Origin of the sequence: Mycobacterium sp. 852002-40037_SCH5390672, assembly GCF_001665875.1 — a bacterium.
In the GTDB taxonomy this organism is placed as follows: Bacteria; Actinomycetota; Actinomycetes; order Mycobacteriales; family Mycobacteriaceae; genus Mycobacterium.
On sequence record NZ_LZTA01000097.1, the window covers coordinates 163,423 to 184,475 of the forward strand.

Annotated in this window: 20 protein-coding genes; 12 read left to right on the forward strand and 8 right to left on the reverse strand. The window is 69.7% G+C overall.

Annotated features, from left to right (window positions below; genetic code table 11):
• Positions 1 to 4: 4 nt before the first annotated feature.
• From menD to A5782_RS17890, 4 genes are all read right to left on the reverse strand, one after another.
• Positions 5 to 1,651 carry a 2-succinyl-5-enolpyruvyl-6-hydroxy-3-cyclohexene-1-carboxylic-acid synthase gene (gene menD / locus A5782_RS17875; protein WP_067102981.1) on the reverse strand — a complete coding sequence of 549 codons (1,647 nt, stop codon included), beginning with the start codon at positions 1,649 to 1,651 and terminating at the stop codon, positions 5 to 7.
• Positions 1,652 to 1,764: 113 nt separating this feature from the next.
• Entirely contained in the window at positions 1,765 to 2,553 is a 789-nt protein-coding gene (locus A5782_RS17880; RefSeq protein WP_067102983.1) for an alpha/beta fold hydrolase, read from the reverse strand.
• Positions 2,550 to 3,467: an o-succinylbenzoate synthase gene (locus tag A5782_RS17885; RefSeq protein ID WP_231986717.1), complete on the reverse strand. Its 918-nt coding sequence runs from the start codon at positions 3,465 to 3,467 to the stop codon at positions 2,550 to 2,552. Before A5782_RS17885 ends, A5782_RS17880 begins: the two co-directional genes overlap by 4 nt.
• A 50-nt stretch (positions 3,468 to 3,517) precedes the next feature.
• On the reverse strand, positions 3,518 to 5,122 hold the full coding sequence (locus tag A5782_RS17890) for an amidohydrolase (protein ID WP_067102988.1): 1,605 nt from the start codon (positions 5,120 to 5,122) through the stop codon (positions 3,518 to 3,520).
• 191 nt (positions 5,123 to 5,313) lie between these two features.
• Between A5782_RS17890 and fadD8 the strand changes: the two genes are divergently transcribed.
• Positions 5,314 to 6,915 carry a fatty-acid--CoA ligase FadD8 gene (fadD8, locus tag A5782_RS17895; RefSeq protein ID WP_067102990.1) on the forward strand — a complete coding sequence of 534 codons (1,602 nt, stop codon included), beginning with the start codon at positions 5,314 to 5,316 and terminating at the stop codon, positions 6,913 to 6,915.
• 37 nt (positions 6,916 to 6,952) lie between these two features.
• On the opposite strand, the gene A5782_RS17900 is transcribed toward fadD8, so the two are convergent.
• The gene (locus A5782_RS17900) at positions 6,953 to 7,495 is read right to left on the reverse strand and encodes a TetR/AcrR family transcriptional regulator (protein ID WP_067102992.1); all 543 of its coding nucleotides are present in this window, start codon (positions 7,493 to 7,495) and stop codon (positions 6,953 to 6,955) included.
• 86 nt (positions 7,496 to 7,581) lie between these two features.
• Here A5782_RS17900 and A5782_RS17905 point away from each other — a divergent pair, with 86 nt between their 5' ends.
• From A5782_RS17905 to A5782_RS17950, 10 genes are all read left to right on the forward strand, one after another.
• Complete coding sequence (locus A5782_RS17905; RefSeq protein WP_067102994.1) at positions 7,582 to 8,523, forward strand: aldo/keto reductase; 942 nt, start codon at positions 7,582 to 7,584, stop codon at positions 8,521 to 8,523.
• Between the two features lie 14 nt (positions 8,524 to 8,537).
• Positions 8,538 to 9,005, forward strand: coding sequence for a nitroreductase family deazaflavin-dependent oxidoreductase (locus tag A5782_RS17910; protein WP_067102996.1), 468 nt, complete (start codon positions 8,538 to 8,540; stop codon positions 9,003 to 9,005).
• A 13-nt stretch (positions 9,006 to 9,018) separates the two neighbouring features.
• The gene (locus A5782_RS17915) at positions 9,019 to 9,921 is read left to right on the forward strand and encodes a 1,4-dihydroxy-2-naphthoyl-CoA synthase (protein WP_067102998.1); all 903 of its coding nucleotides are present in this window, start codon (positions 9,019 to 9,021) and stop codon (positions 9,919 to 9,921) included.
• A gap of 44 nt (positions 9,922 to 9,965) precedes the next feature.
• Positions 9,966 to 10,862, forward strand: a complete 897-nt coding sequence (locus A5782_RS17920; protein WP_067103000.1) for an SDR family oxidoreductase — start codon at positions 9,966 to 9,968, stop codon at positions 10,860 to 10,862.
• 53 nt (positions 10,863 to 10,915) lie between these two features.
• Positions 10,916 to 11,323, forward strand: coding sequence for a VOC family protein (locus A5782_RS17925; RefSeq protein WP_067103002.1), 408 nt, complete (start codon positions 10,916 to 10,918; stop codon positions 11,321 to 11,323).
• Positions 11,324 to 11,420: 97 nt separating this feature from the next.
• Positions 11,421 to 12,647: an inorganic phosphate transporter gene (locus tag A5782_RS17930; RefSeq protein ID WP_067103004.1), complete on the forward strand. Its 1,227-nt coding sequence runs from the start codon at positions 11,421 to 11,423 to the stop codon at positions 12,645 to 12,647.
• Positions 12,647 to 12,946, forward strand: a complete 300-nt coding sequence (locus A5782_RS17935) for a hypothetical protein (protein ID WP_067103006.1) — start codon at positions 12,647 to 12,649, stop codon at positions 12,944 to 12,946. The genes A5782_RS17930 and A5782_RS17935 overlap by 1 nt, the downstream gene beginning before the upstream one ends.
• A gap of 56 nt (positions 12,947 to 13,002) precedes the next feature.
• A complete protein-coding gene (locus A5782_RS17940) occupies positions 13,003 to 13,305 on the forward strand; it encodes a DUF3349 domain-containing protein (RefSeq protein WP_067103008.1) in 303 nt (100 codons plus the stop codon).
• Between the two features lie 68 nt (positions 13,306 to 13,373).
• Positions 13,374 to 14,474 (forward strand): o-succinylbenzoate--CoA ligase, encoded by a 1,101-nt coding sequence (gene menE / locus A5782_RS17945; protein WP_067103163.1) that lies wholly within the window; start codon positions 13,374 to 13,376, stop codon positions 14,472 to 14,474.
• An 11-nt stretch (positions 14,475 to 14,485) separates the two neighbouring features.
• Positions 14,486 to 15,871 carry a hypothetical protein gene (locus A5782_RS17950; protein WP_067103010.1) on the forward strand — a complete coding sequence of 462 codons (1,386 nt, stop codon included), beginning with the start codon at positions 14,486 to 14,488 and terminating at the stop codon, positions 15,869 to 15,871.
• Between the two features lie 13 nt (positions 15,872 to 15,884).
• Here the strand turns inward: A5782_RS17950 and A5782_RS17955 are convergent, their stop codons facing one another.
• From A5782_RS17955 to A5782_RS17965, 3 genes are read right to left on the reverse strand one after another with little or no spacing between them, the layout of a single operon-like run.
• Positions 15,885 to 16,550 carry a DUF2064 domain-containing protein gene (locus A5782_RS17955; RefSeq protein WP_067103013.1) on the reverse strand — a complete coding sequence of 222 codons (666 nt, stop codon included), beginning with the start codon at positions 16,548 to 16,550 and terminating at the stop codon, positions 15,885 to 15,887.
• On the reverse strand, positions 16,547 to 17,209 hold the full coding sequence (locus A5782_RS17960; RefSeq protein ID WP_067103015.1) for a glycosyltransferase family 2 protein: 663 nt from the start codon (positions 17,207 to 17,209) through the stop codon (positions 16,547 to 16,549). Before A5782_RS17960 ends, A5782_RS17955 begins: the two co-directional genes overlap by 4 nt.
• 2 nt (positions 17,210 to 17,211) lie before the next feature.
• Positions 17,212 to 19,023, reverse strand: a complete 1,812-nt coding sequence (locus A5782_RS17965) for a hypothetical protein (protein ID WP_067103017.1) — start codon at positions 19,021 to 19,023, stop codon at positions 17,212 to 17,214.
• 308 nt (positions 19,024 to 19,331) lie between these two features.
• Here A5782_RS17965 and A5782_RS17970 point away from each other — a divergent pair, with 308 nt between their 5' ends.
• Positions 19,332 to 21,050, forward strand: a complete 1,719-nt coding sequence (locus A5782_RS17970) for a hypothetical protein (protein ID WP_067103019.1) — start codon at positions 19,332 to 19,334, stop codon at positions 21,048 to 21,050.
• Positions 21,051 to 21,053 lie beyond the last annotated feature (3 nt).

Here is a 21,053-nt window from a genome sequence, read left to right on the forward strand (position 1 = left end):
CGCCTCATAGCGCGGCCTTGATGGCGGCGTGCAGTTGCCGCAGCGACGACCGGTCGGCCTTGACTTCCAGCACCCGCATTCCGGGTCCGGGTTCGTCGAGGGCCGCCGGCAATTCACCGACCTCGATTTGGCGGCTTTCGACGTGGTAGGCACGACACAGCGCGCCCACGTCGACGTCGTGCGGTGTTCCGAAAACCCGTGACGACACGTCGGAGAACCGCGGGTCGCCCTGTTCGAGAAGCTCGAAGATGCCGCCGCCGTTGTCATTGGAGACCACGATCGTCAGTCGGCGCGGCGTGGGTTCGGTGGGGCCGATCAGCAGCCCGGAGCTATCGTGCACGAACGTCAGGTCGCCGATCAGCGCGACGGTACGCGCCGGGGTGTCCGCTCCGCCCTCCCGCTCATGCGCGAGCGCCGCCCCGATCGCCGTCGAGACCGTCCCGTCGATCCCGGCGACGCCGCGGTTGGACCGCACCCGGATGCCGTGGGTGTCCAGGCCGACCAGCGCCGCATCGCGAACCGGGTTGGACGCCCCGAGCACCAGCTGATCGCCGGGCGCCAGCGTGTCGGCCACGGCCGCGGCGACGTGCAGGCCCGTGGTCAGCGGGTGCGCCGCGAGCTGGCCGCGGAGGGCGGCCAGGGCGTGCCGGTTGGTTTCCGCGCAGCGGTGCAACCACGCCGGGCTCGGTGCGCCGGTGGTGACCGCGCGTGTCCCGGTGGCCTGCGAGTTGCCCGAGACGTCCGGCCAGCGCGGCCCGGTGGTGAGCGCGAACACCGGCACCTGCGGGTCGGCCAGCAATGTCGACACCGGCCGGTGCAGGGTGGGGCGGCCGAGCATGATCACCTGCTTGGGCCGCAGCAGGGGCAGCGCCAGCGGGTGCAGTGGGTTGGCCGGCGCCGGGGCCGTCGGCTCCGCGACGGTCGGCAGCTGCGCCAGGTTGGGTTGCGCGCCGGCGCCGTGTCCAGCGATGACGACCGTGTCGGGTGAGAGATCGATGTCCAGCGGCTGGTCGAAGCTGACCGGCGGGGTGTGGGTCCACGGCCGGCCACCCGGGCGGCCCTGCGGTGTCACCGCTTGAGGTTCGGAATCGGGCACCAGGGGCTCGCGCAGCGGAATGTCGAACTGCACGGGCCCGGCATTGGCGGTACGGGATCCGGTGGCGGCCGCCAGCACCCGACAGGTGGCCGATCGCCAGGTGGCGTTGGCCGAATCCAGCCGCTCGGGGGCGTCCTCGGCCAGGCCCAGGCTGATGGTGGCCCGCACTTGGGTGCCGAAGTAGCCCAGCTGCTCCATGGTCTGGTTGGCCCCGGTGCCCAGCAGTTCGTAGGGCCGGTTGGCCGACAGCACGATCAGCGGCACCCGCGCGTAGTTGGCCTCGATCACTGCCGGACCGAGGTTGGCGACGGCGGTGCCCGACGTCATGGCGACGCACACCGGCGCGCCGGCGGCGATGGCCAGGCCGATGGCCAGATACCCGGCGGTGCGTTCGTCGATGCGGACGTGCAGGCGGATCAGACCGGATCGGTCGGCGTCCTGCAACGCGAACGCCAGTGGGGCGTTCCGCGAACCGGGGCAAAGCACCACATCGCGGACACCGCCGCGAATCAGCTCGTCAACGACGACGCGAGCCTGTGTCGTCGAGGGGTTCACTCCTACAGGGTGTCACAGCCCCGTGACGATGCCCGCCGCGTAGCGGCGGGAGGAAGGAAGCGGGCAATCAGACCCCAGCCTCGAGGAACCGCATCAGCCCGGGTGAGCCGCACTCAGCCCGTGGCCTCGCCGAAGAACTTGAGCATGGCGGCGTTGACGGCGTCGGGCCGCTCGAAGAAGCCGAGATGACCCGTGTCGGGTATCTGCACGTAACGGCCGTTGGGCAGCGCGTCCGCCACCTCGCGACCCAGATACGGCGGCGTCAGCACGTCGTCGGAGAAGCCGATCACCAGCACCGGGGTCGCAATGCTGCGGTAGGCAGTCAACCGGCTGGTGTACGGCGCGACATCCAGCTGCGCACGAATGCCGGGGGTGGGCTTGACGGGCCAGGTGGAAAACATCGCGATCCAGTCGGCGACCGCGGTGTCATCGTTGAGCGTCTTGCGGGAAAAGTTTTCCAGCAGGCGGATTTTCGCTTCATATGCGGCCGGCAGCGCGACACCGGCATCGGCCAGCTCGGCCTCGGCGTCACGGAAGAACTGCCGGGCCCGGTCCATGCGGCCACGGGTGCCCATCAGCACCGCCGAGCTGACCAGCTCGGGCCGGGCGAGCATGAGCTCCTGGGTGATGAACGCGCCCATCGACATCCCGACGATGCGGGCCGGGGCCGCGTTCAGGCCTTCGATCAACGCCGCGGTGTCGGCCACCATGGTCTGGGTCGAGAAGCCTTCCGCGTTTTCGGTGGCTCCGATTCCGCGATTGTCGAAGGTGATGACGCGGTATCCGGCCGCCAGGAACGCGGGGACTTGATAGGGGTGCCAGGTTCGTCCGGCGCCGCCGTGGCCGGCGATAAAGACCACGGGCTCACCGGAGCCGCGGTCGTCGTAAGCCAGGTTGATCACCCGGACGACGGTACAAGCAACCGATGGCAGGCCTTGACCCGGTCGATCCACCACTGCCGCCGATCTGGCGCCGCCCGCAGCGCGTGCAGGCGCCCCGGATCCGGCGTGACCGGCCCCACCGGCAGGCAGCCGTCGACGGGCGCGGCGGCCTCGGCGACGTCGTCGACGAACAGCCCGCCGGTGCCCAGCCCGCAGGCGTGGCGAAGCTGCGGCAGAGCCGCGGCGGCTCTCAGGCCGGCGGCGATTCCCACCGCCGAATCCAGCGCGCTGGAGACCACGACTGGGATGTCGATCTGCGCGGCGATCTCGAGCATGGCCGAAATGCCGCCCAGCGGGGCTACTTTGAGCACGGCGATGTCCGCGGCCCGGGCGCGGACCACGGCCAGCGGGTCGTCGGCCTTGCGGATGCTTTCGTCGGCGGCGACCAACACGTCGACGCGCCGGCGCAGCGCGGCGAGTTCGGTGACCGTCGCACAGGGTTGCTCCAGGTATTCCAGCGGCCCGTCGGCGGTCAGCGCGGCCGCCGCCTGTACGGCCTGTTCGACGCTCCAGCCGCCGTTGGCGTCCACCCGCACGGTGGGAATCAGTTCGCGCACGGCGTTGACCCGGGCGAGGTCGTCGGCCAGCGTCTGCCCGGGCTCGGCGACCTTGACCTTGGCCGTGCCGGCCCCCGGGAAGCGGGCCAGCACCTCGCCCACCTGCGCGGCGGGCACGGCCGGCACGGTCGCGTTGATCGGCACGCGATCGCGGCGGATGGGCGGCGGCCGGCGGTAGGCGGCTTCTATGCCCGACGCCAGCCAGTGCGCGGCCTCGCGCGGCTCGTATTCGACGAACGCCCCGAACTCGCCCCAGCCCGCCGGTCCGTCGATCAGCGCGACTTCCCGGGTGGTGATGCCGCGAAAGCGCACCCGCATGGGAAGCGCCACCACGTGCAGGCGGTCGAGCAGATCCTCGAGCGTCGGCGTCACGCGCTGTAGACCTGGCGGCCCGCCAGATACGTCGCCCGCACCTGAAGGTCGGCGATCTGCTCGGGCGGCACCGTTCGCGGGTCGGCCGAGAGCACCACCAGGTCGGCGTACTTGCCGACCTCCAGCGAGCCGATCACGTCGTCGCAGAACAGCTGCCAGGCCGCGTCGATGGTTTGGGCGCGGATCGCCTGGTGGACAGTCAAGCGCTCCTCGGGTCCGAGCACCCGGCCGCTCGGCGCCGTCCGGGTCACCGCCACGCTGATGTTGCGCAGCGGCTCCTCGGGCGTGACGGGCGGATCGTTGTGCAGCGAGATGCGCATCCCGGTGGCCACCGCGGATCCCGCTGGCATCCAACGGGTTCCGCGCTCCTCGCCGAACAGCCCGTCGACGATGACGTCACCCCAGTAGTGGATCTGGTCGACGAAGATGCTGCAGGTCACGCCGAGGTCGGCGGCGCGCTGCAGTTGCTCGGGCCGGATGGCGCCGACGTGCTCGAGCCGCAACCGGTGGTCGTCACGCGGATGGCGGCGCAGCGCGTCTTCGTACACGTCGAGGATGGTGTCCACACCGGCGTCGCCCTGCACGTGGCAGGCCATCGGCCAGCCCAGCGGGAAGTAGGCACCGACGATCTCGTGCAGCTGTTCGGCGGTGTAGTTGGCGCAGCCGCACGAACCCGGTGCGACGCCGATGATCCGGGTGGCCTCGGTGTCCAGGTAGGGAAACGAGAGGTCGATGTTGCCGATCCACGGCGAGCCGTCCACCCAGATCTTGATGCCGACCTGGCGCAGGATGTCGTCGCCCTGCCCGGGTGTGGCGGCGGTGGACATCTGCGGGTTGGAGATTTCATACGTGCGCAGCCGCACGGTCAGCTGATCGCGCAGCTGTTCGACCATCGGCCGGAACCCGGGGTCGAACGCCATCTCCGAACAGGTGGTCAGGCCGGCGCGGTTGAGCCGAGCGCACTCGGCGAGCAGCATCCGCGGATAGTCGGCGAAGTCGATGGCCCCGCCCAGCAGCGGAAACACCGCGCCGGTCTCCTCGGCGGTGCCGTCGAGTTCACCGTCGGCGTCGCGGCCGAACTTGGCACCCTTGGGGTCGGGGGTGTCGCGGTTCAGCCCATGCAGCTTGGCAGCGGTGGAGTTGAAAAAGGCCTTGTGCCCGGAGTTGTGCAAAATGACGAGCGGACTGTCCGGCGCGACGTCGTCAAGCCAACTCAGCGTGGGTTCTGGAAGACCGTTCTGCAACAACGGATCCCAGCCGTTGAGGTAGGCGCCGTCGGATCCGCGGCGGGCGACCTCGGAGTGGATCGCCGCGACGACGTCGTCGGCGCTGCGCATGGTGACCGGGCGGATGTCGACGATACGGTCCGACAGGGCGACGGCCTCCATCAACGGATGCCCATGTGCCTCAACGAATCCCGGCATGACACAGCCGTCGCCGATGTCGATGGTCTGGGTGCCGGGACCGACGAACTCGGCGACGTCGGCCCGGGTGCCGAGGGCGATGATGCGACCGTCGGCGATGGCGAGCGCCTCGGCCGTGGGCCGCGCCTCATCGACGGTCAATACGGTTCCGGTAACGACGAGATCTGCCTGCCCCATGCGTAGGGATCCTAGTGGCGATCGCGAGGGCGGCGGAGCCGGACGAAGCGGGTCGCCACCGGTCAAACCTAGTGGCGATCGCGAGGGCGGCGGAGCCGGACGAAGCGGGTCGCCACCAGTCAAACCTAGATCCCCGGGGGGTCATCGAGGGTGCGGCTGACCCAAATTGCAACACGTTCTAGTCTGGCCACATGAGTGACGATCTGTTGCGCAACCCGACCCACAACGGCCACCTGCTCGTAGGCGCACTCAAGCGCCACAAGACCAAGCCGGTGCTGTTCCTCGGCGACACCACGCTGACCGGTGGTCAGATGGCCGAGCGGATCAGCCAGTACATCCAGGCGTTCGAGGCGTTGGGCGCGGGCACCGGTGTCGCGGTCGGCCTGCTGTCGCTCAACCGCCCCGAGGTGCTGTTGATCATCGGCGCCGGCCAGACCCGCGGCTACCGGCGCACCGCCCTGCATCCGCTGGGCTCACTGGACGACCACGCCTATGTGCTGAACGACGCCGGCATCAGCTCGCTGATCATCGACCCCAACCCGATGTTCGTCGAGCGCGCGCTGGCACTGCTGGAGAAGGTCCCGGGGCTCAAACAGATCCTGACCATCGGCCCGGTGCCCGAGGCGCTCAGCGGGGTCGCGGTCGACCTGGCGGCCGAGGCGGCCAAGTACGACCCGCAGCCCCTGACCGCCGCGGACCTGCCGCCGGATCAGGTCATCGGCCTGACGTACACCGGGGGCACCACCGGCAAACCCAAGGGCGTGATGGGCACCGCGCAGTCGATCTCCTCCATGACCCAGATCCAGCTCTCGGAGTGGGAGTGGCCGGAGGAGCCGCGGTTTTTGATGATCACCCCGCTATCGCATGCCGGGGCGGCGTATTTCCTGCCCACCCTGATCAAGGGCGGCGAGATGCACGTGCTGCCCAAGTTCGATCCGGCCGATGTGCTGAAAACCATTGAGGAGAAGCGTATTACGGCCACCTTCTTGGTGCCGTCGATGCTGTATGCGCTGATGGACCACCCGGATTCACACACCCGCGACCTCTCGTCGCTGCAGACCGTCTACTACGGCGCCTCGGCGATCAACCCGGTTCGGCTGGCCGAGGCGATCCGCAGATTCGGCCAGATCTTCGCCCAGAACTACGGGCAGTCCGAAGCGCCGATGGCCATCACCTACCTGGCCAAGGGTGAGCACGATGAGAAGCGGCTGACGTCGTGTGGGCGCCCAACGCTTTTCGCGCGGGTCGCGCTGCTGGGTGAGGACGGCAAGCCGGTGCCCCAGGGCGAGCCGGGCGAAATCTGTGTCAGCGGACCGCTTTTGGCGGGCGGCTACTGGAATTTACCTGACGAGACCTCGAAGACCTTTAAAGACGGCTGGCTGCACACCGGTGACATGGCCCGCGAGGACGAGGACGGCTTCTACTTCATCGTCGACCGGGTCAAGGACATGATCGTCACCGGCGGCTTCAACGTGTTCCCGCGCGAGGTCGAGGACGTCGTCGCCGAGCATCCGGCCATCGCCCAGGTGTGCGTGGTCGGCGCGCCGGACGAGAAGTGGGGCGAGGCCGTCACCGCGGTGGTGGTGCTGCGCTCCGACGCGCCCCGCGATGACGCGGCGATCGAGAAGATGACCGCCGAGATCCAGGCCGCGGTCAAGGAGCGCAAGGGCTCGGTGCAGTCACCCAAGCGCGTGGTGCTCGCCGACTCGCTGCCGTTGACCGGGCTGGGCAAGCCGGACAAGAAGGCCGTGCGCGCGCAATTCTGGGAAGGTGCCGCCCGCTCCGTCGGCTAGGTTTCTGCGCCGAACGCGCGGCCGGCCGCACACTGGGTCAGGTAGCCGCCACGCCCGCGACCAGCAGGTCGAGCATGCGCCCGGTCTGCTCCGGCGAAGAGCTGGCCAAGAAGATGCCGATGAGGCTGGACACCACGTCGTCGGCCTGCACGTCGGCGCGCAGGGTCGCGTCGTCGGCGCCGGCCCGCAGCAGCATCTCGACGGCACCGACGATGCTGTCGCGAGTCTGGCTGGGCTCAAGAGCGCCGGAGTCGAAGATCGCGTGCAGCGACTCGGCCATTCCGCGCTTGGCGGCTACGAAGCTCGCGTACCTGTCCATCCAGCGTCGCAGCGCGGTCTTGGGCGGATGCCGCTTGAGCACCTGCTCGGCGGCCGCGGCCACCTCGGCGAGCTCGGCACGGTAAATCGCCTCGACGAGGGCTTCCCGAGTGGGGAAATGGCGGTAGAGCGTGCCGATTCCCACTCCCGCGTCGCGGGCGATCGACTCGAGCGAGACCGACGCGCCGTGCGCGGTGAACGCCGCGGTGGCCGCCGCCAGCAGCCGTTCGCGATTGCGGCGTGCATCCGACCGTTCGACCAAAGCGGAGGACCCTCCGTTTCTGCTACGCTGACCGAAGCGGAGGGTCCTCCGCATTTTCTCCAGTGTGTCACGAGCCAGGGAGCATCATGACCGACAAACCACAACCCGGCGGTACGGGCAATCTCGGCACGGCCACCGTCGCCCGGATGGGCTACGGCGCCATGCAGCTGTTCGAGGCGCCGTCCGTCGACGCCGCGGCCACGGTGCTGCGCCGCGCCATCGAACTCGGCGTCAACCACATCGACACCGCGTCGTTCTACGGCCCGGGCGAGGTCGACCGTCGGATCCGCGCGGCGCTGGCCCCCTACCCGGACGACCTCGTCATCGTCAGCAAGGTCGGTGCGCGCTATACCGGCGCACAACCGATTCCGCTGGCCGCCGCCCAAAAGCCGGCCGAACTGCGCGCGGCCGTCGAGGACGATCTGCGTCAACTCGGTCTGGACCAGATTCCGGTGGTCAACCTGCGGCGCATGGACCTGGGGCCCGGCGTGGCCGCCGAGGGAGACCAGATCGTCGACCTCGATGACCAGCTCGCCGAGATGATCGCGCTGCGCGACGAGGGGAAGGTCGGCGGGATCGGGATCAGCGCGGTGCCGCTCGAACTGGTGCAACGCGCGCTGCCCGCGGGCATCGTCTGCGTGCAGAACGCCTACAGCCTGCTGGACCGCTCGCAGGAAGCCACTCTGCAGTTGTGCGTGGCTGAGCGCATCGCCTGGGTGCCGTACTTCCCGCTCGGCTCGGCGTTCCCGGGATTCCCGAAGGTCGCCGACAACCAGGTGGTGGCCGACATCGCCGGCGACCTGGGCGTCACCGGCGCCCAGGTCGGACTGGCGTGGCTGCTGGCCCACACGCCGAACACGTTGCTGATCGCCGGCACCCGGTCGATCGCCCATCTGGAGGAGAACATCGGCGCTGCCGGCGTCACGCTGAGCGCCGAGGCGATCGCCCGGCTCGACGCCGTCGCCACACCCGGTGCCGATCCCTGGGCGCACGGTGCCGAACCCTTCTTGGAGGCGCCGCAGACCTGACTACTGTGTCAGGCATGGGTACGCCCGAAGAGCTCAAGCCGCCTCTCAAACCGCCTTGGTGGCTGAAGCCGGCGAACAAAGTCTTCATCCGGATGTCGCGGCTCGGTCTGAGCTTCGGCGGTGAAAGCCCGGTCGTGCTGAGCGTGCCCGGACGTAAGTCCGGCGCTCCCCGGTCGACGCCGGTGACCCCGATGACCCTCGACGGCAGGCGTTACGTGGTCGCCGGATTCCCCGGTGCCGACTGGGTGGCCAACGTGCGGGTCGCGCGGGAGGCGACGATCGCCCGCGGCCGCCACGTCGAGCGGGTGCGGATGGCCGAGTTGTCCGCCGACGACGCGCGGCCGATTCTGCGGGCCTTCCCGACCGAGGTGCCCACCGGCGTCGGTTTCATGAAGCGGGCGGGCCTGATCACCGACGGGCGTCCGGAGGAATTCGAGGCACTGGCCGGCCGCTGCGCGGTATTCCGGCTGGACCCGGTATAGGAGTTCAAAAGCCTTGAGCGACAATCCCTTTGACGCCCAGCAGTGGCGTTCCGTCGACGGCTTCGGCGACCTGACCGACATCACCTATCACCGGCACGTCGATGACGCCACGGTGCGGGTGGCGTTCAACCGGCCCGAGGTGCGCAACGCGTTTCGGCCGCACACCGTCGACGAGCTCTACCGGGTGCTCGACCACGCCCGGATGTCGCCCGATGTCGGCGTGGTGTTGCTGACCGGCAACGGGCCGTCGCCCAAAGACGGCGGCTGGGCGTTCTGCTCGGGCGGGGATCAGCGGATCCGCGGGCGCAGCGGCTATCAGTACGCGAGCGGCGAGACCGCCGACACCGTCGACACCGCCCGCGCCGGACGCCTGCACATCCTCGAGGTTCAGCGGCTGATCCGGTTCATGCCAAAGGTGGTCATCTGTCTGGTCAACGGGTGGGCGGCCGGCGGCGGGCACAGCCTGCACGTGGTCTGCGACCTCACCCTGGCCAGCCGCGAGCACGCCCGCTTCAAGCAGACCGACGCCGACGTCGGCAGCTTCGACGGCGGCTACGGCAGCGCGTACCTGGCCCGTCAGATCGGCCAGAAGTTCGCCCGCGAGATCTTCTTTTTGGGCCGCCCCTACACCGCCGAGCAGATGCACCACATGGGCGCGGTCAACGCCGTCGTCGATCATGCCGAGCTGGAATCTGAGGCCATCCAGTGGGCGCGCGAGATCAACGCGAAATCCCCGCAGGCGCAACGGATGCTGAAGTTCGCATTCAACCTGCTCGACGACGGCCTGGTGGGCCAGCAGTTGTTCGCGGGCGAGGCCACCCGGCTGGCGTACATGACCGACGAGGCCGTCGAGGGCCGCGACGCGTTCCTGGAAAAGCGCGACCCGGACTGGAGCCGGTTCCCCCGCTACTTCTGAGCGGCGCGGTTGGCGCGTCGCGCCCCCACCTAGACTCGCGTCACGTGAGCAAGAGTCCCCTTCGCCGCATCGCCGACCAGCTGGTGCTGGCGACCATGCGGCCCCCCATGGCGCCGCAAGTTCTGATCAACCGTCCGCTGATCAAGCCGATCGAACTGGCGGGCAAGCGCATCCTGCTCACCGGGGCGTCGTCGGGGATCGGCGAGGCCGCGGCCGAACAGTTCGCCCGGCACGGCGCCACGGTGGTCGTCGTCGCCCGGCGTCAGGAGCTGCTGGACGCGCTGGCCCAGCGGATCACCGCTGCGGGCGGCGACGCGCTGCCGATCCCGTGCGACGTCTCGGATATGGACGCCGTCGACGCGCTGGTCGCCGACGTCGACACGCGTCTGGGCGGCGTCGACATCCTGATCAACAACGCCGGCCGGTCCATCCGCCGGCCGCTGGCCGAATCGCTGGAGCGCTGGCATGACGTCGAGCGCACCATAGTGCTCAACTACTACGCGCCGCTGCGGCTGATCCGTGGGGTGGCGCCCGGGATGATCGAGCGCGGCGACGGCCACATCATCAACGTCTCGACGTGGGGCGTGCTGTCGGAGGCCTCGCCGCTGTTCTCGGTGTACAACGCCTCGAAGGCCGCGCTGTCGACGGTGAGCCGGGTCGTGGAAACCGAGTGGGGCGACAAGGGGGTGCACTCCACCACGCTCTACTACCCGTTGGTGGCCACCCCGATGATCGCGCCGACGAAGGCCTACCAGGGAATGCCGGCACTGACGTCGGAGGAGGCCGGCGAGTGGATGATCACCGCCGCCCGCACCCGCCCGGTGCGCATCGCACCGCGGATGGCGATCGCGGCCAAGGCGCTGGACACCTTCGGCCCCCGCTGGGTCAACGCCATGATGCAGCGCCAAAGCATCCAGCCCAACCGCAACAGCGATAGCTGACCCGGCCGTTCCAACCGGCCTTTTCAGACGGGCACTGTGATAGACACGACGCTATGGAGATCCTGGCCAGTCGGATGCTGCTCCGGCCGGCGGACTATCAGCAGTCGCTGACCTTCTACCGCGACCAGATCGGCCTGGCGATAGCCCGCGAATATGGCGCAGGCACAGTCTTTTTCGCGGGCCAGTCGCTGCTGGAACTCGCCGGTTACGGCTCCCCGGACCATTCCCGGGGCCCGTTCCCGGGCGCGCTGTGGCTACAGGTCCGCGACATCGAGGCAACCCAGGCCGAGCTTCGCGGTCGCGGGGTGTCGATCGCGCGCGAGGCACGCCAGGAACCGTGGGGCCTCTACGAAATGCATGTGATCGACCCCGATGGGATCACGCTCATTTTCCTCGAAATCCCCTCCGACCACCCGTTACGGCGTGACACCCGGGGTGAACGACAGGGAAATTCCGGTTAACTGAGAGGCAACATTCGGCGACGAGTCAAGGTACACCCGCGTTTCGACTCTCCCAGCATTCGACAATGGAATCCTCCTACCACCAGAATCAGGCGCTGTGAACATCCAATTGTTCCTCTTGATCATCGTCGTAATCACGGCACTGGCTTTCGATTTCACCAACGGCTTCCATGACACGGGCAACGCGATGGCGACCTCGATCGCCAGTGGTGCGCTCAAGCCCAAAACGGCGGTCGCGCTGTCAGCGGTGCTGAACCTGGTGGGTGCGTTCATGTCCACCGCCGTTGCCGCCACGATCGCAAAGGGTTTGATCGACGGGCACATCGTGACGCTGGAACTCGTGTTTGCCGGCCTCGTCGGCGGCATCGTCTGGAACCTGCTGACATGGCTCCTCGGTATCCCGTCTAGCTCCTCGCACGCGCTGATCGGCGGCATCGTCGGTGCCACGATCGCCGCCGTCGGCGGACACGGCGTGATCTGGAAGGGCCTGGTGTCGCACGTACTCATCCCGGCCGTGGTGGCCGCGATCCTGGCCATCGCCGTCGGGGCGATCGCGACCTGGCTCGTGTACCGGATCACCCGCGGTCTGGAGACTGGTCGCACCGAGGCCGGGTTCCGGTACGGGCAGTGGGGCTCGGCGTCGCTGGTGTCGCTGGCGCACGGGACCGGCGACGCGCAGAAGACGATGGGCATCATCTTCCTGGCGCTGATGTCCTACGGGTCGATCAGCAAAAACGAGGCCATGCCGCCCCTATGGGTCATCGTCGCTTGCGCGGTGTCCATGGCGGCGGGCACCTACCTGGGCGGCTGGCGCATCATCCGCACCCTGGGCAAAGGACTGGTCGAGATTCAGTCGCCCCAAGGTATGGCCGCCGAGTCGTCCTCGGCCGCAGTCATCCTGCTGTCCACCCACTTCGGCTACGCGCTGTCGACGACGCAGGTCTGCACCGGTTCGGTGCTCGGCAGCGGGCTGGGCAAGCCCGGCGGCGAGGTCCGCTGGGGAGTCGCCGGTCGCATGGCGGTCGCATGGCTGGTGACGCTTCCGTTGGCCGGCCTGGTCGGCGCGCTGACCTACTGGATCGTCCACCTCATCGGCGGATACCCCGGCGCGATCGTCGGTTTCGCACTGCTGGTCGCGGTCTCGGCCACCATCTACATCCGGTCGCGCAAGGTCAAGGTCGACGCCAACAACGTCAACGCCGAATGGAAGGGCGACCTGACCGCCGGGCTGCAAAGTCCGGACGAACAAGGGCCGCCCACGGATACCGGCCCGACGCCACCTCGGTACGGCTCCGACGACCCTACGATTAAGGCGAACGCCTGATGAGTCACTTCGGCGACTGGTTCAACTACGAGGCCTCCCTGAAGATCCTGGTCTTCAGCATGCTGGCCGGTGCGGCACTACCTGCGCTGTTCGCCCTGGGGCTCCGATTCCACGCGGTCGGTGCCGGACAGGCCGGCACCGACGGGAGCTCACCACAGAAAAACCCGGCGCTGCTGGCTGTAGCGTGGGCGATCTACGCGCTGGTGCTCGTGGTGATTGCCTTTGCTCTGGCGTATGTCGCCCGGGACTTCATCGCCCATCACATCGGCTATCCGTTCCTGGGAGCGAAACCGAAGTAGCATCGTTTGATGCCCACCGAGTTACCGAGCCGGACGCCGGGGGGAGCGGTACCAGCGTGAACGGATTCCTGAATTCCATCGTCTCGTGGCTACGCGCGGGATATCCCGAAGGCGTTCCGCCGACCGACACCTTTCCGGTGCTCGCGTTGCTGGCCCGCCGGTTGTCCGGCGACGAGGCCAAGGCGGTGGCCTGCGAGCTGGTTCGGCGCGGCGAGTTCGACGATGTCGACATCGGCGTGCTGATCACCCAGATCACCGACGAGTTGCCGTCGCCGGTTGACGTCGAGCGGGTGCGGGTGCGATTGGCCGCCCAGGGCTGGCCTTTTGACGAGGCCGACGAGGCCGGGGACCCGGCATAGCGGTACTGCGCGCACTGCACGTCCCGCCGGGCTCGGCGGCCTCGTCGCTGTTGCCCGCCCTGGAACGGGTGCTGGATGGGCGCGATCCCGCACTGGTCGCCCTGCCCGCGGGCGACGACCGCGAATCGGACGCGCTGCGCGCGGGTCTGCGCGTCGGGGAGCCCATCGACGACGACGTGGCCCTGGTCGCGGCGACGTCGGGAACCACCGGTATACCCAAGGGCGCCTTGCTGACCGCCGCCGCCCTGAAGGCCAGCGCGGCGGCCACCCACGACCGTCTCGGCGGGCCGGGCAGCTGGCTGCTCGCCTTGCCACCCCACCACATCGCCGGCGTTCAGGTCTTGGTGCGCAGCGTGCTCGCCGGCTCGGTGCCGGTCGAGATGGACGTCACTAACCCCTCCAAGGGGTTCGACGTCGCCGAATTACCCCGTGCGATAGGGGCATTGGGCCCAGGTCGGCGATACACCTCGCTGGTTGCCGCGCAGCTGGCCAAGGCGCTGCGCGACCCGGCGGCCGCGGCCGCCCTCGCCGAACTGGACACCGTGCTGGTCGGCGGCGGCCCGGCGCCGCGACCGGTCCTCGACGACGCGGCCGCGGCGGGCATCAGCGTGGTCCGCACCTACGGGATGAGCGAGACCGCCGGAGGGTGCGTGTACGACGGTGTCCCGCTGGACGGGGTGCGGCTGCGCACGGTCGACGGGCGCATCGTCATCGGGGGCGCGACGCTGGCGAAGGGCTACCGCAACCCGGTTGACCCGGATCCATTCGCGGAGCCGGGTTGGTTTGCGACCGACGATCTCGGCGCCGTCAGCGATGCGGGTGTGCTGACCGTCCTGGGCCGCGCCGACGACGCGATCAGCACGGGCGGGCTGACCGTGCTGCCGCAGCCGGTCGAGGCGGCGCTGAGCAGCCATCCGGCCGTGAGCGATTGCGCGGTGTTCGGAGTGGCCGACGATCGGCTGGGGCAGCGGGTGGTCGCCGCGATCGTGGTGCGAGACGGATCCGTCGCCCCGACCCTGGACGCGCTGCGCGCGCAGGTAACCCGCACCCTGGACGCCACCGCCGCGCCGCGCGAGCTGCACATCGTTGCCGCACTGCCGCGTCGTGGCATCGGCAAGATCGACCGGGCGGCGTTGGTGCGCCGGTTCGCCGGCACGAGCGATCAATAGGCTGTTCGTCCGTGAGGATCGCTCGACCGGAGACAGTGCGCGAAGCGATAGCGGTCACGGTCGGGGTGGTGCTGGTGGCGGCGGCGTTCGTGCTGCCGCGGATGAACCTCGGGGTGCGGCCGCGTCTTGACGTCGGTGCCGAGAAGTTCGCCACCCACGCCGGCGCCGCCCCGATCTTCGGCGAATGGTTGATCCACGCCGGCTGGGGAACCGGACCGGCCGTCGCCATCGCCCTCGCCACCGTCGCCTGGGGACCGATTCTGGCGCAACGCCTTTCGTGGCGGGCATTGACACTGGGCAGCTGGGTCACCGCGTGCGGCTGGACCTTCGCGCTGGCGATGATCGACGGCTGGCAGCGCGGCTTCGCCGGCCGGTTGACCACCCGCGACGAATACCTGTCGCAGGTGCCGAGCATCACCGACGTCGGAGCAACGCTACGCACATTCGCGAGCCGGATCGTGGACTACCAGCCGAACTCGTGGACCACCCACGTGTCGGGGCATCCACCGGGTGCGCTGCTGACGTTCGTCTGGCTGGACCGGCTCGGCCTGCATGGCGGCGCCTGGGCCGGCTCGCTGTGCCTGCTGGCCGGCTCGAGCGCGTCGGCCGCGGTGGTGATCGGTGTGCGCGCGCTGGCCGACGAGCCCACCGCGCGGCGCGCCGCCCCATTTGTCGCGCTGGCACCGGCGGCGATCTGGGTGGCGGTCTCCGCCGACGGATACTTCGCCGGGGTGGCGGCGTGGGGCATCGCGCTGTTGGCCGTGGCGGTGCACCGCCCGGTTCGCTTCCCCGCGCTGACCGCCGCGGGCGCGGGTCTGCTGTTGGGCTGGGCGGTGTTCTGCAACTACGGCCTGATGTTGATGGGGCTGCCGGCATTGGCGGTGCTGGCCTCCGCCCAGAAGCCGGGCAAAGGCTGGGCGGACTGGCGCGCGATCCTGCGGGCCCTCGGCCCGGCGGCGCTCGCCGCGATCGCGGTGGCGGTGGCCTTCGCCGTCGCCGGGTTCTTCTGGTTCGACGGCTACGCCCTGGTGCAGCAACGCTATTGGCAGGGCATCGCCAAATTCCGGCCGTTCCAATATTGGAGCTGGGCCAACCTGGCCTGCGTGGTGTGCGCGATCGGGTTGGGTGGTGTCGCCGGCATCAGCAGGGTGTTCGACTGGCCCGCCATCCGTCGCCGCTCCGGTTTTCAGCTGCTGCTGCTGGCTGTGCTGGCCGCCATCGTCTGCGCGGACCTGAGCATGCTGAGCAAGGCCGAGGTGGAACGCATCTGGCTGCCGTTCACCATCTGGCTCACCGCGGCGGCCGCATTGCTGCCGCTGCGGTCACACCGGATCTGGTTGGCGCTCAACGCCTTCGGCGCGCTGGCGCTCAACACCATCATCCTGACGAACTGGTAGGGGCGCCGCTCGGCTAGAGGCCGGCGGCGCGGGTGACGTGCGCGAACCGACTGGCGGGAGCGCAGGCGTCGCGCACCGCCGCCACGTCACCGATGACGTCCACGTCAGCCAGCGTCTGCACGGTGTCCACATCAATCCCGTTGTCGCGCAATGCTTTCAATGTCAATTCTCCGGTATCGGGCACGGACATCGGGACGGTACGCAGGCAGTCCGCCATGGCGGGCTCCCCCACGCCGAGCACCCACCAGCCACCGTCGCGGGCCAAACCGAGCACCGCCGGCGCCTCGAGCAGCCGGCGCGCACAGCCGGTCAACAGCTCGGCGCTCACCTGGGGGGTGTCCATCCCGATCTGCAGCACCGGAAGCCCGCAGGAGCCCGCGTCGGCATGCGCGTTGGCGAGCCGCGCCGCGAAACCTTCACCGCGCTGGGGAATCACCGTGAAGGACGTGAGCCGCTGCCGGATCTCGGCGGCGTTCGCGGCGCCGTCCAGGTCCCCGGTGAGGGCCACCACCCGCGACGACACCGGCGCGGCGGCCACGGCGTCGAGCGTGTCGAGCAGTGCGGCGGCGGCGATTTCGGCGGCGACCCGGTCGCCGACGGTCGCCGCGAGCCGCGTCTTGGCCAGGCCGGGCTCCGGCGCCTTGGCGACCACCAGCAGGGTCACCGCCAGCACGCTCACGAGATCACCTTCCAAAAGTCGATGATCGCGGTGATGCTGCCCCGCAGCGAACCGCTGACCTTCGACTTGCCGCCCGTCCGCGGACCGTAGCTGACGTCGAGCTCGACGACGCGCCAGCCGGCGGCCGCGGCACGCACCAGCAATTCCAGCGGATAACCCGATCGCCGGTCGACGACGCCCAGCTGCAGCAGCGCTTCGCGCCGGGCCACGCGCATCGGCGCGATGTCATGCACCGGCAGGCCGTGACGGGTGCGCAGTCGCCAGCTCATGACGACGGTGCCCACCCGGGCCACCCACGGCCAGTGCAGTCCGGCTACCGGTCGGCGCCGGCCGGTCACCAAGTCGGCGCCGTGCTCCAGCGCGGCGACCAGCCGGGGCAGATCCCCGCCATCCATCGAGCCGTCGGCGTCGATGACCGCCACGATCGGGGTGGTCGCGGCCAGCACGCCGGCGTGGACCGCAGCGCCGTACCCGGCCCGCGGTTCGGCGACGACGCGGGCGCCGTGCCGGCTCGCGACGCCGGCGGTGTCATCGGTGCTGTTGTTGTCGACCACCAACGCCCGGTAGCCGGCGGGGATGGCGGCCAGCACCGCCGGCAGCGACTCCTCTTCATTGAGGCAGGGCAGGACCACCGTGACCAGACCGTCGGCGTCGGGCACGCTCAGAACCCGCGGTGGGGGCGGGGCTCCTGCGGGACCATCGGCTGCGAATGCGTCGGATACTGCGGCTGTTGCGAATGCGTCGGGTATTGCGGCTGTTGCGAATACGTCGGGGGCTCGGTCTGCTGGGTGTGCGTCGGCAGCGGCGCCTGGGTGGTTTCCTTGGTGCTCGGCGGTGCGTACGTGGTGGTCGGCGGTTCGTGCGTGGTGCTCGGCGGCGAATACGTCGTCGTCGGCGGTTCGTGCGTGGTGCTCGGCGGCGAATACGTCGTCGTCGGAGGCGAATACGTGGTCGTCGGCGGTTCGTACGTGGTGGTCGGCGGAGAAAAGGTCGTCGTCGGAGGCGTGTAGGGAGGGTTGTACGGCGGGTGGTAGGGCGGATAGTTCGGTCCCCATCCCGGGATCGGGATGGGAATCGGAATAGGAACCGGCACAATCGGATTGGGGCGAGGCGCCCAACCCGGATCGGGATTGGGCACGACGCCGGGATTAACCGGGGCCTCGGGAACGGGGGCGGTGGGAACCCCGCCTCCAGACGGCGGCGCGACCTGCTGCGGAGCCGGGACGTTGTTCGGAGCCGGGACGGTGCCGCCCTGGAATCCGGCGTTGGGCGCATCGGCCGGGGGCGGCGGCAGCGGCGCCTGTTGCTGGCTCGGCAGGATCGGCATGAACTTGCCCGGGGTGCCGTTTTGCACTCCCACCACCGGCTGCCGGCTGGCGGTGGGCTCGACGGCCACCGCGATCGCGGTGGCCAGCGACGCCAACCCGATGACCGCGAAGGCGACGACGGCGTTGCCGATCACCAGCGATCGCCGCGACAGCTTGGCCTCGGCCTCGTCGATGTCGCTGTATTCGTAGTCATCGAATTCGGGGTCGTACTCGTCCAATTCGCCCGGGTACTGCTCGCCCTCGTCGGCCATCGAATAGGCCAGCTGTTGGTCTTCGGCGTTCGGATCGGCGAACTCCGATGCCGGCACGACGGCCGTCTCGTCCCCGGTGAGCCCCGCCGCGGGCGCCATCGCGGTGGCATCCCCGGCCGCCGGCGCCATCGCGGTGGCATCCCCGGCCGCCGGCGCCATCGCGGTGGCATCCCCGGTCAGCCCGACCGCGGGCGCCATGGCCGTCGCGTCCCCCGCTTGCAGCGCCCCGACCGCGAGCGCCGCCGGCGCGGCGGCTATCGCGGCGCCGCGGGCGAGCGCAAAGGTGGGGTCGTCGGCGACCTGCACCCGCATGGTCGAGGCATCGCGAAGCTCATCGGCGACCCGATTCAGGTCGGGCGAGGCGCCGAGCAGATACACATCCTGCGGGGCATCCGGGTGGGCGCCGAGGTTGGCCATCATCGTGTGGAATGCGGCCGTCGCATCGCCGCCCGGGGCGTCCGCCAGCTGCTGGGTGGCCAGCACGGTCGGCGGCGCGTCCGGATCGCCGTCGGCGGCACCTGCCATCGACAGCGTCGCGGTCGCGTCATCCATTACCAGCGCCGCGCCCGGCCGACCGGCCGCGCGCATCAGGGCGGCCACCGCCTGCGACTCCGAGAGCACCGCGACGTTGTGGACGCCGGAATCCTCCAGCGCCCGCCGCAGCTGGTCGGCGGCGGGATGGTCGGGCCAGCACACCCGGGTACCGACCAGCCGGTGGTTCTCGTCGGCCAGCAGCCGATTCGTGCCGACCACGGTCTCGGTCAGTGTCCCGATCGGATTGTCAGCGAGGTCGACGACGGATTGGTCGATCACGTCGGCCCCGTGCGCCCCCGACCCGACAAGCGCCAAGCGGGCGACAGGGCCGGTGACCGCAACCCCCAAAACGACGTCCATCCCGGTTCTCCTTCGGCTGGCTACCCCGCAACCAGCAATGTCCCGGCATCATTACACTTGCGATACCGTTGGCAGTGTCAGCATTCAGGCGACAAGCTTCGCCTACTAGCGCAGCGTAACCAGCTTTTCGAACGACAGGACGGTCGCCGCGGAATCATCTCCGCCGCAGCAGCCGATCTCAGCCACTGCCACGGCATCCGAACGGAGAATATGTTCGTAAGCGAGCAGTGCGTTTCGCTCGGCAGGGTAATCCCCGGCCGAACACCCGAAACTGCGTCAAGAATATCGGTCCTTGAATCCCGGGGGGCATGGTGAGCCAGACCAGCGACGACACGCCTACGGGTCCCATCCGCGGTCAGGACCAGCATGCGCCGGCGCCCCGCATCATCCGCCCGCACGCCGCGGGTGGCACCGCGGCGGCACCCGCGGTGACGAAGCGGTACCGGCACGTCGTCGACCTGACCGCGGTGGCTCTGCTGGTGCTCGCGGTGTTCTTGCCGTGGAACCTTTACTTCGGATTCGGAATCCCGGACAGCAGCCCGACCCTGACCGCGGTGCTGATCGCGGTGACGGTGCTGGCCGTCGTCGCCGTGGCCGTCGCCGGTTCCTGGCGCTCGACGGGCGCGCGGTTCAACCCCGCGCGGGCTGCCCGGCTTCGCCTGGCGCTCAATGTCCCCTATCTGCTGCTGGTGCTCGCCTTCGTCGTGTTCGATGCGTACGAAACCGTCCGTTTCGGTGGCACGGTCAACGTGCCCGGCGGTGTCGGTCCGGGGGCGTGGGCCGGGATCGCCGGCTCGCTGTTGAGCGCCCAGGCGGTGCCGACCGGTGCACTCGCCGGACCGGTCCCGGCGGGCGACGAGTCCACCGGCTGGCACCGATCGGCGCGGGTCATCGGGTCGCTGTCGATGCTCGCGGCGGTGCTCAGCTTCGGTTTCAACCTGTACTGGCGGGTGCGCTACGCGCTGCAAAGCACCGGCGGCGCAGAGGATTTCGGCAAGCAGAATATCGCCGTGATCGCAACCGCGGCTGTCTACGGCGTGGTGGCGTTGGTCGCGGTTCTGGTCGCGTCCAGCTGGCTGTTGCGCAGCTCCCGGGCGGCCCGGCTGACCACCGTCGCGCTCGGCGCGTCGACGCTGGTCGCCGGAATTCTGGTGTGGTTTGTGCCCGCCGGTCGTGACATCGACGCATTCCACGGCATCGCACAGAACACCTCCACCGCCGGCGTCGGGTTCGAGGGCTACCTGGCGTGGGCGGCCGGTGCGGCGCTTTTCGCGCCGCGGGCGCTGTTCGGTCACCGGAACGCGTCGCCGACGGAGGAATCGGCGTGGCGTGCAACGACGCGAAATGGCCTGCTGCTCATCGCCGTTTGGTGCGTGGGGTCGATGGCGATGCGGATCACCGACCTCGTCGTCGGCGTAATCCTGAACTACCCGTTCTCCCGGTACGACAGCATCGTGCTGGCCGCGTTCGATCTGGTCACCGCGGTCCTGGCGATCTGGCTGCGCCGCAGGCTGGCCACCTTCTCGGCGCGTATGGTCACGTCGCTGTGCGGACTGGTCGCCACGCTCAGCGTTGCCCGCGTCGTCGTCGGTGTCGAGCTGGCGCCGCGGTTCGCGGACTCACCCAATTCGCCTGCGCTACACCCGGTCTACGGCAACAACCTGGCCCAGCAGATCACCAGCACGTTCGACGTGACGCTGTGCGGGCTGGCTCTGGGCATCCTGGTGGCGGCCATCGTCGCCGGGCAGCTGAGCGGTCGGCGGCTGGATCGCCGCGCCGCCCGCAGGCGCGCCGCCGCGGCGAATGCGGCGGCACCGACCACCCGGGTGCCGGTCGGCCAGGCCGCCGGGCCGTCGGCCGCGGCGACCACCCGCATCCCCGCCGGTGCCCCCGGCGCGGACCACGAGCCGCCGACCACCGAGATACCCCCGCTGGCCAATGCGCCCCGGATCTTCCGCGGTGACGACTCCGGAACGCGGCAGATCGCCGTGCAGAAGCCGCAGATCTACCGTCCCCCACAGGGTTAGCGC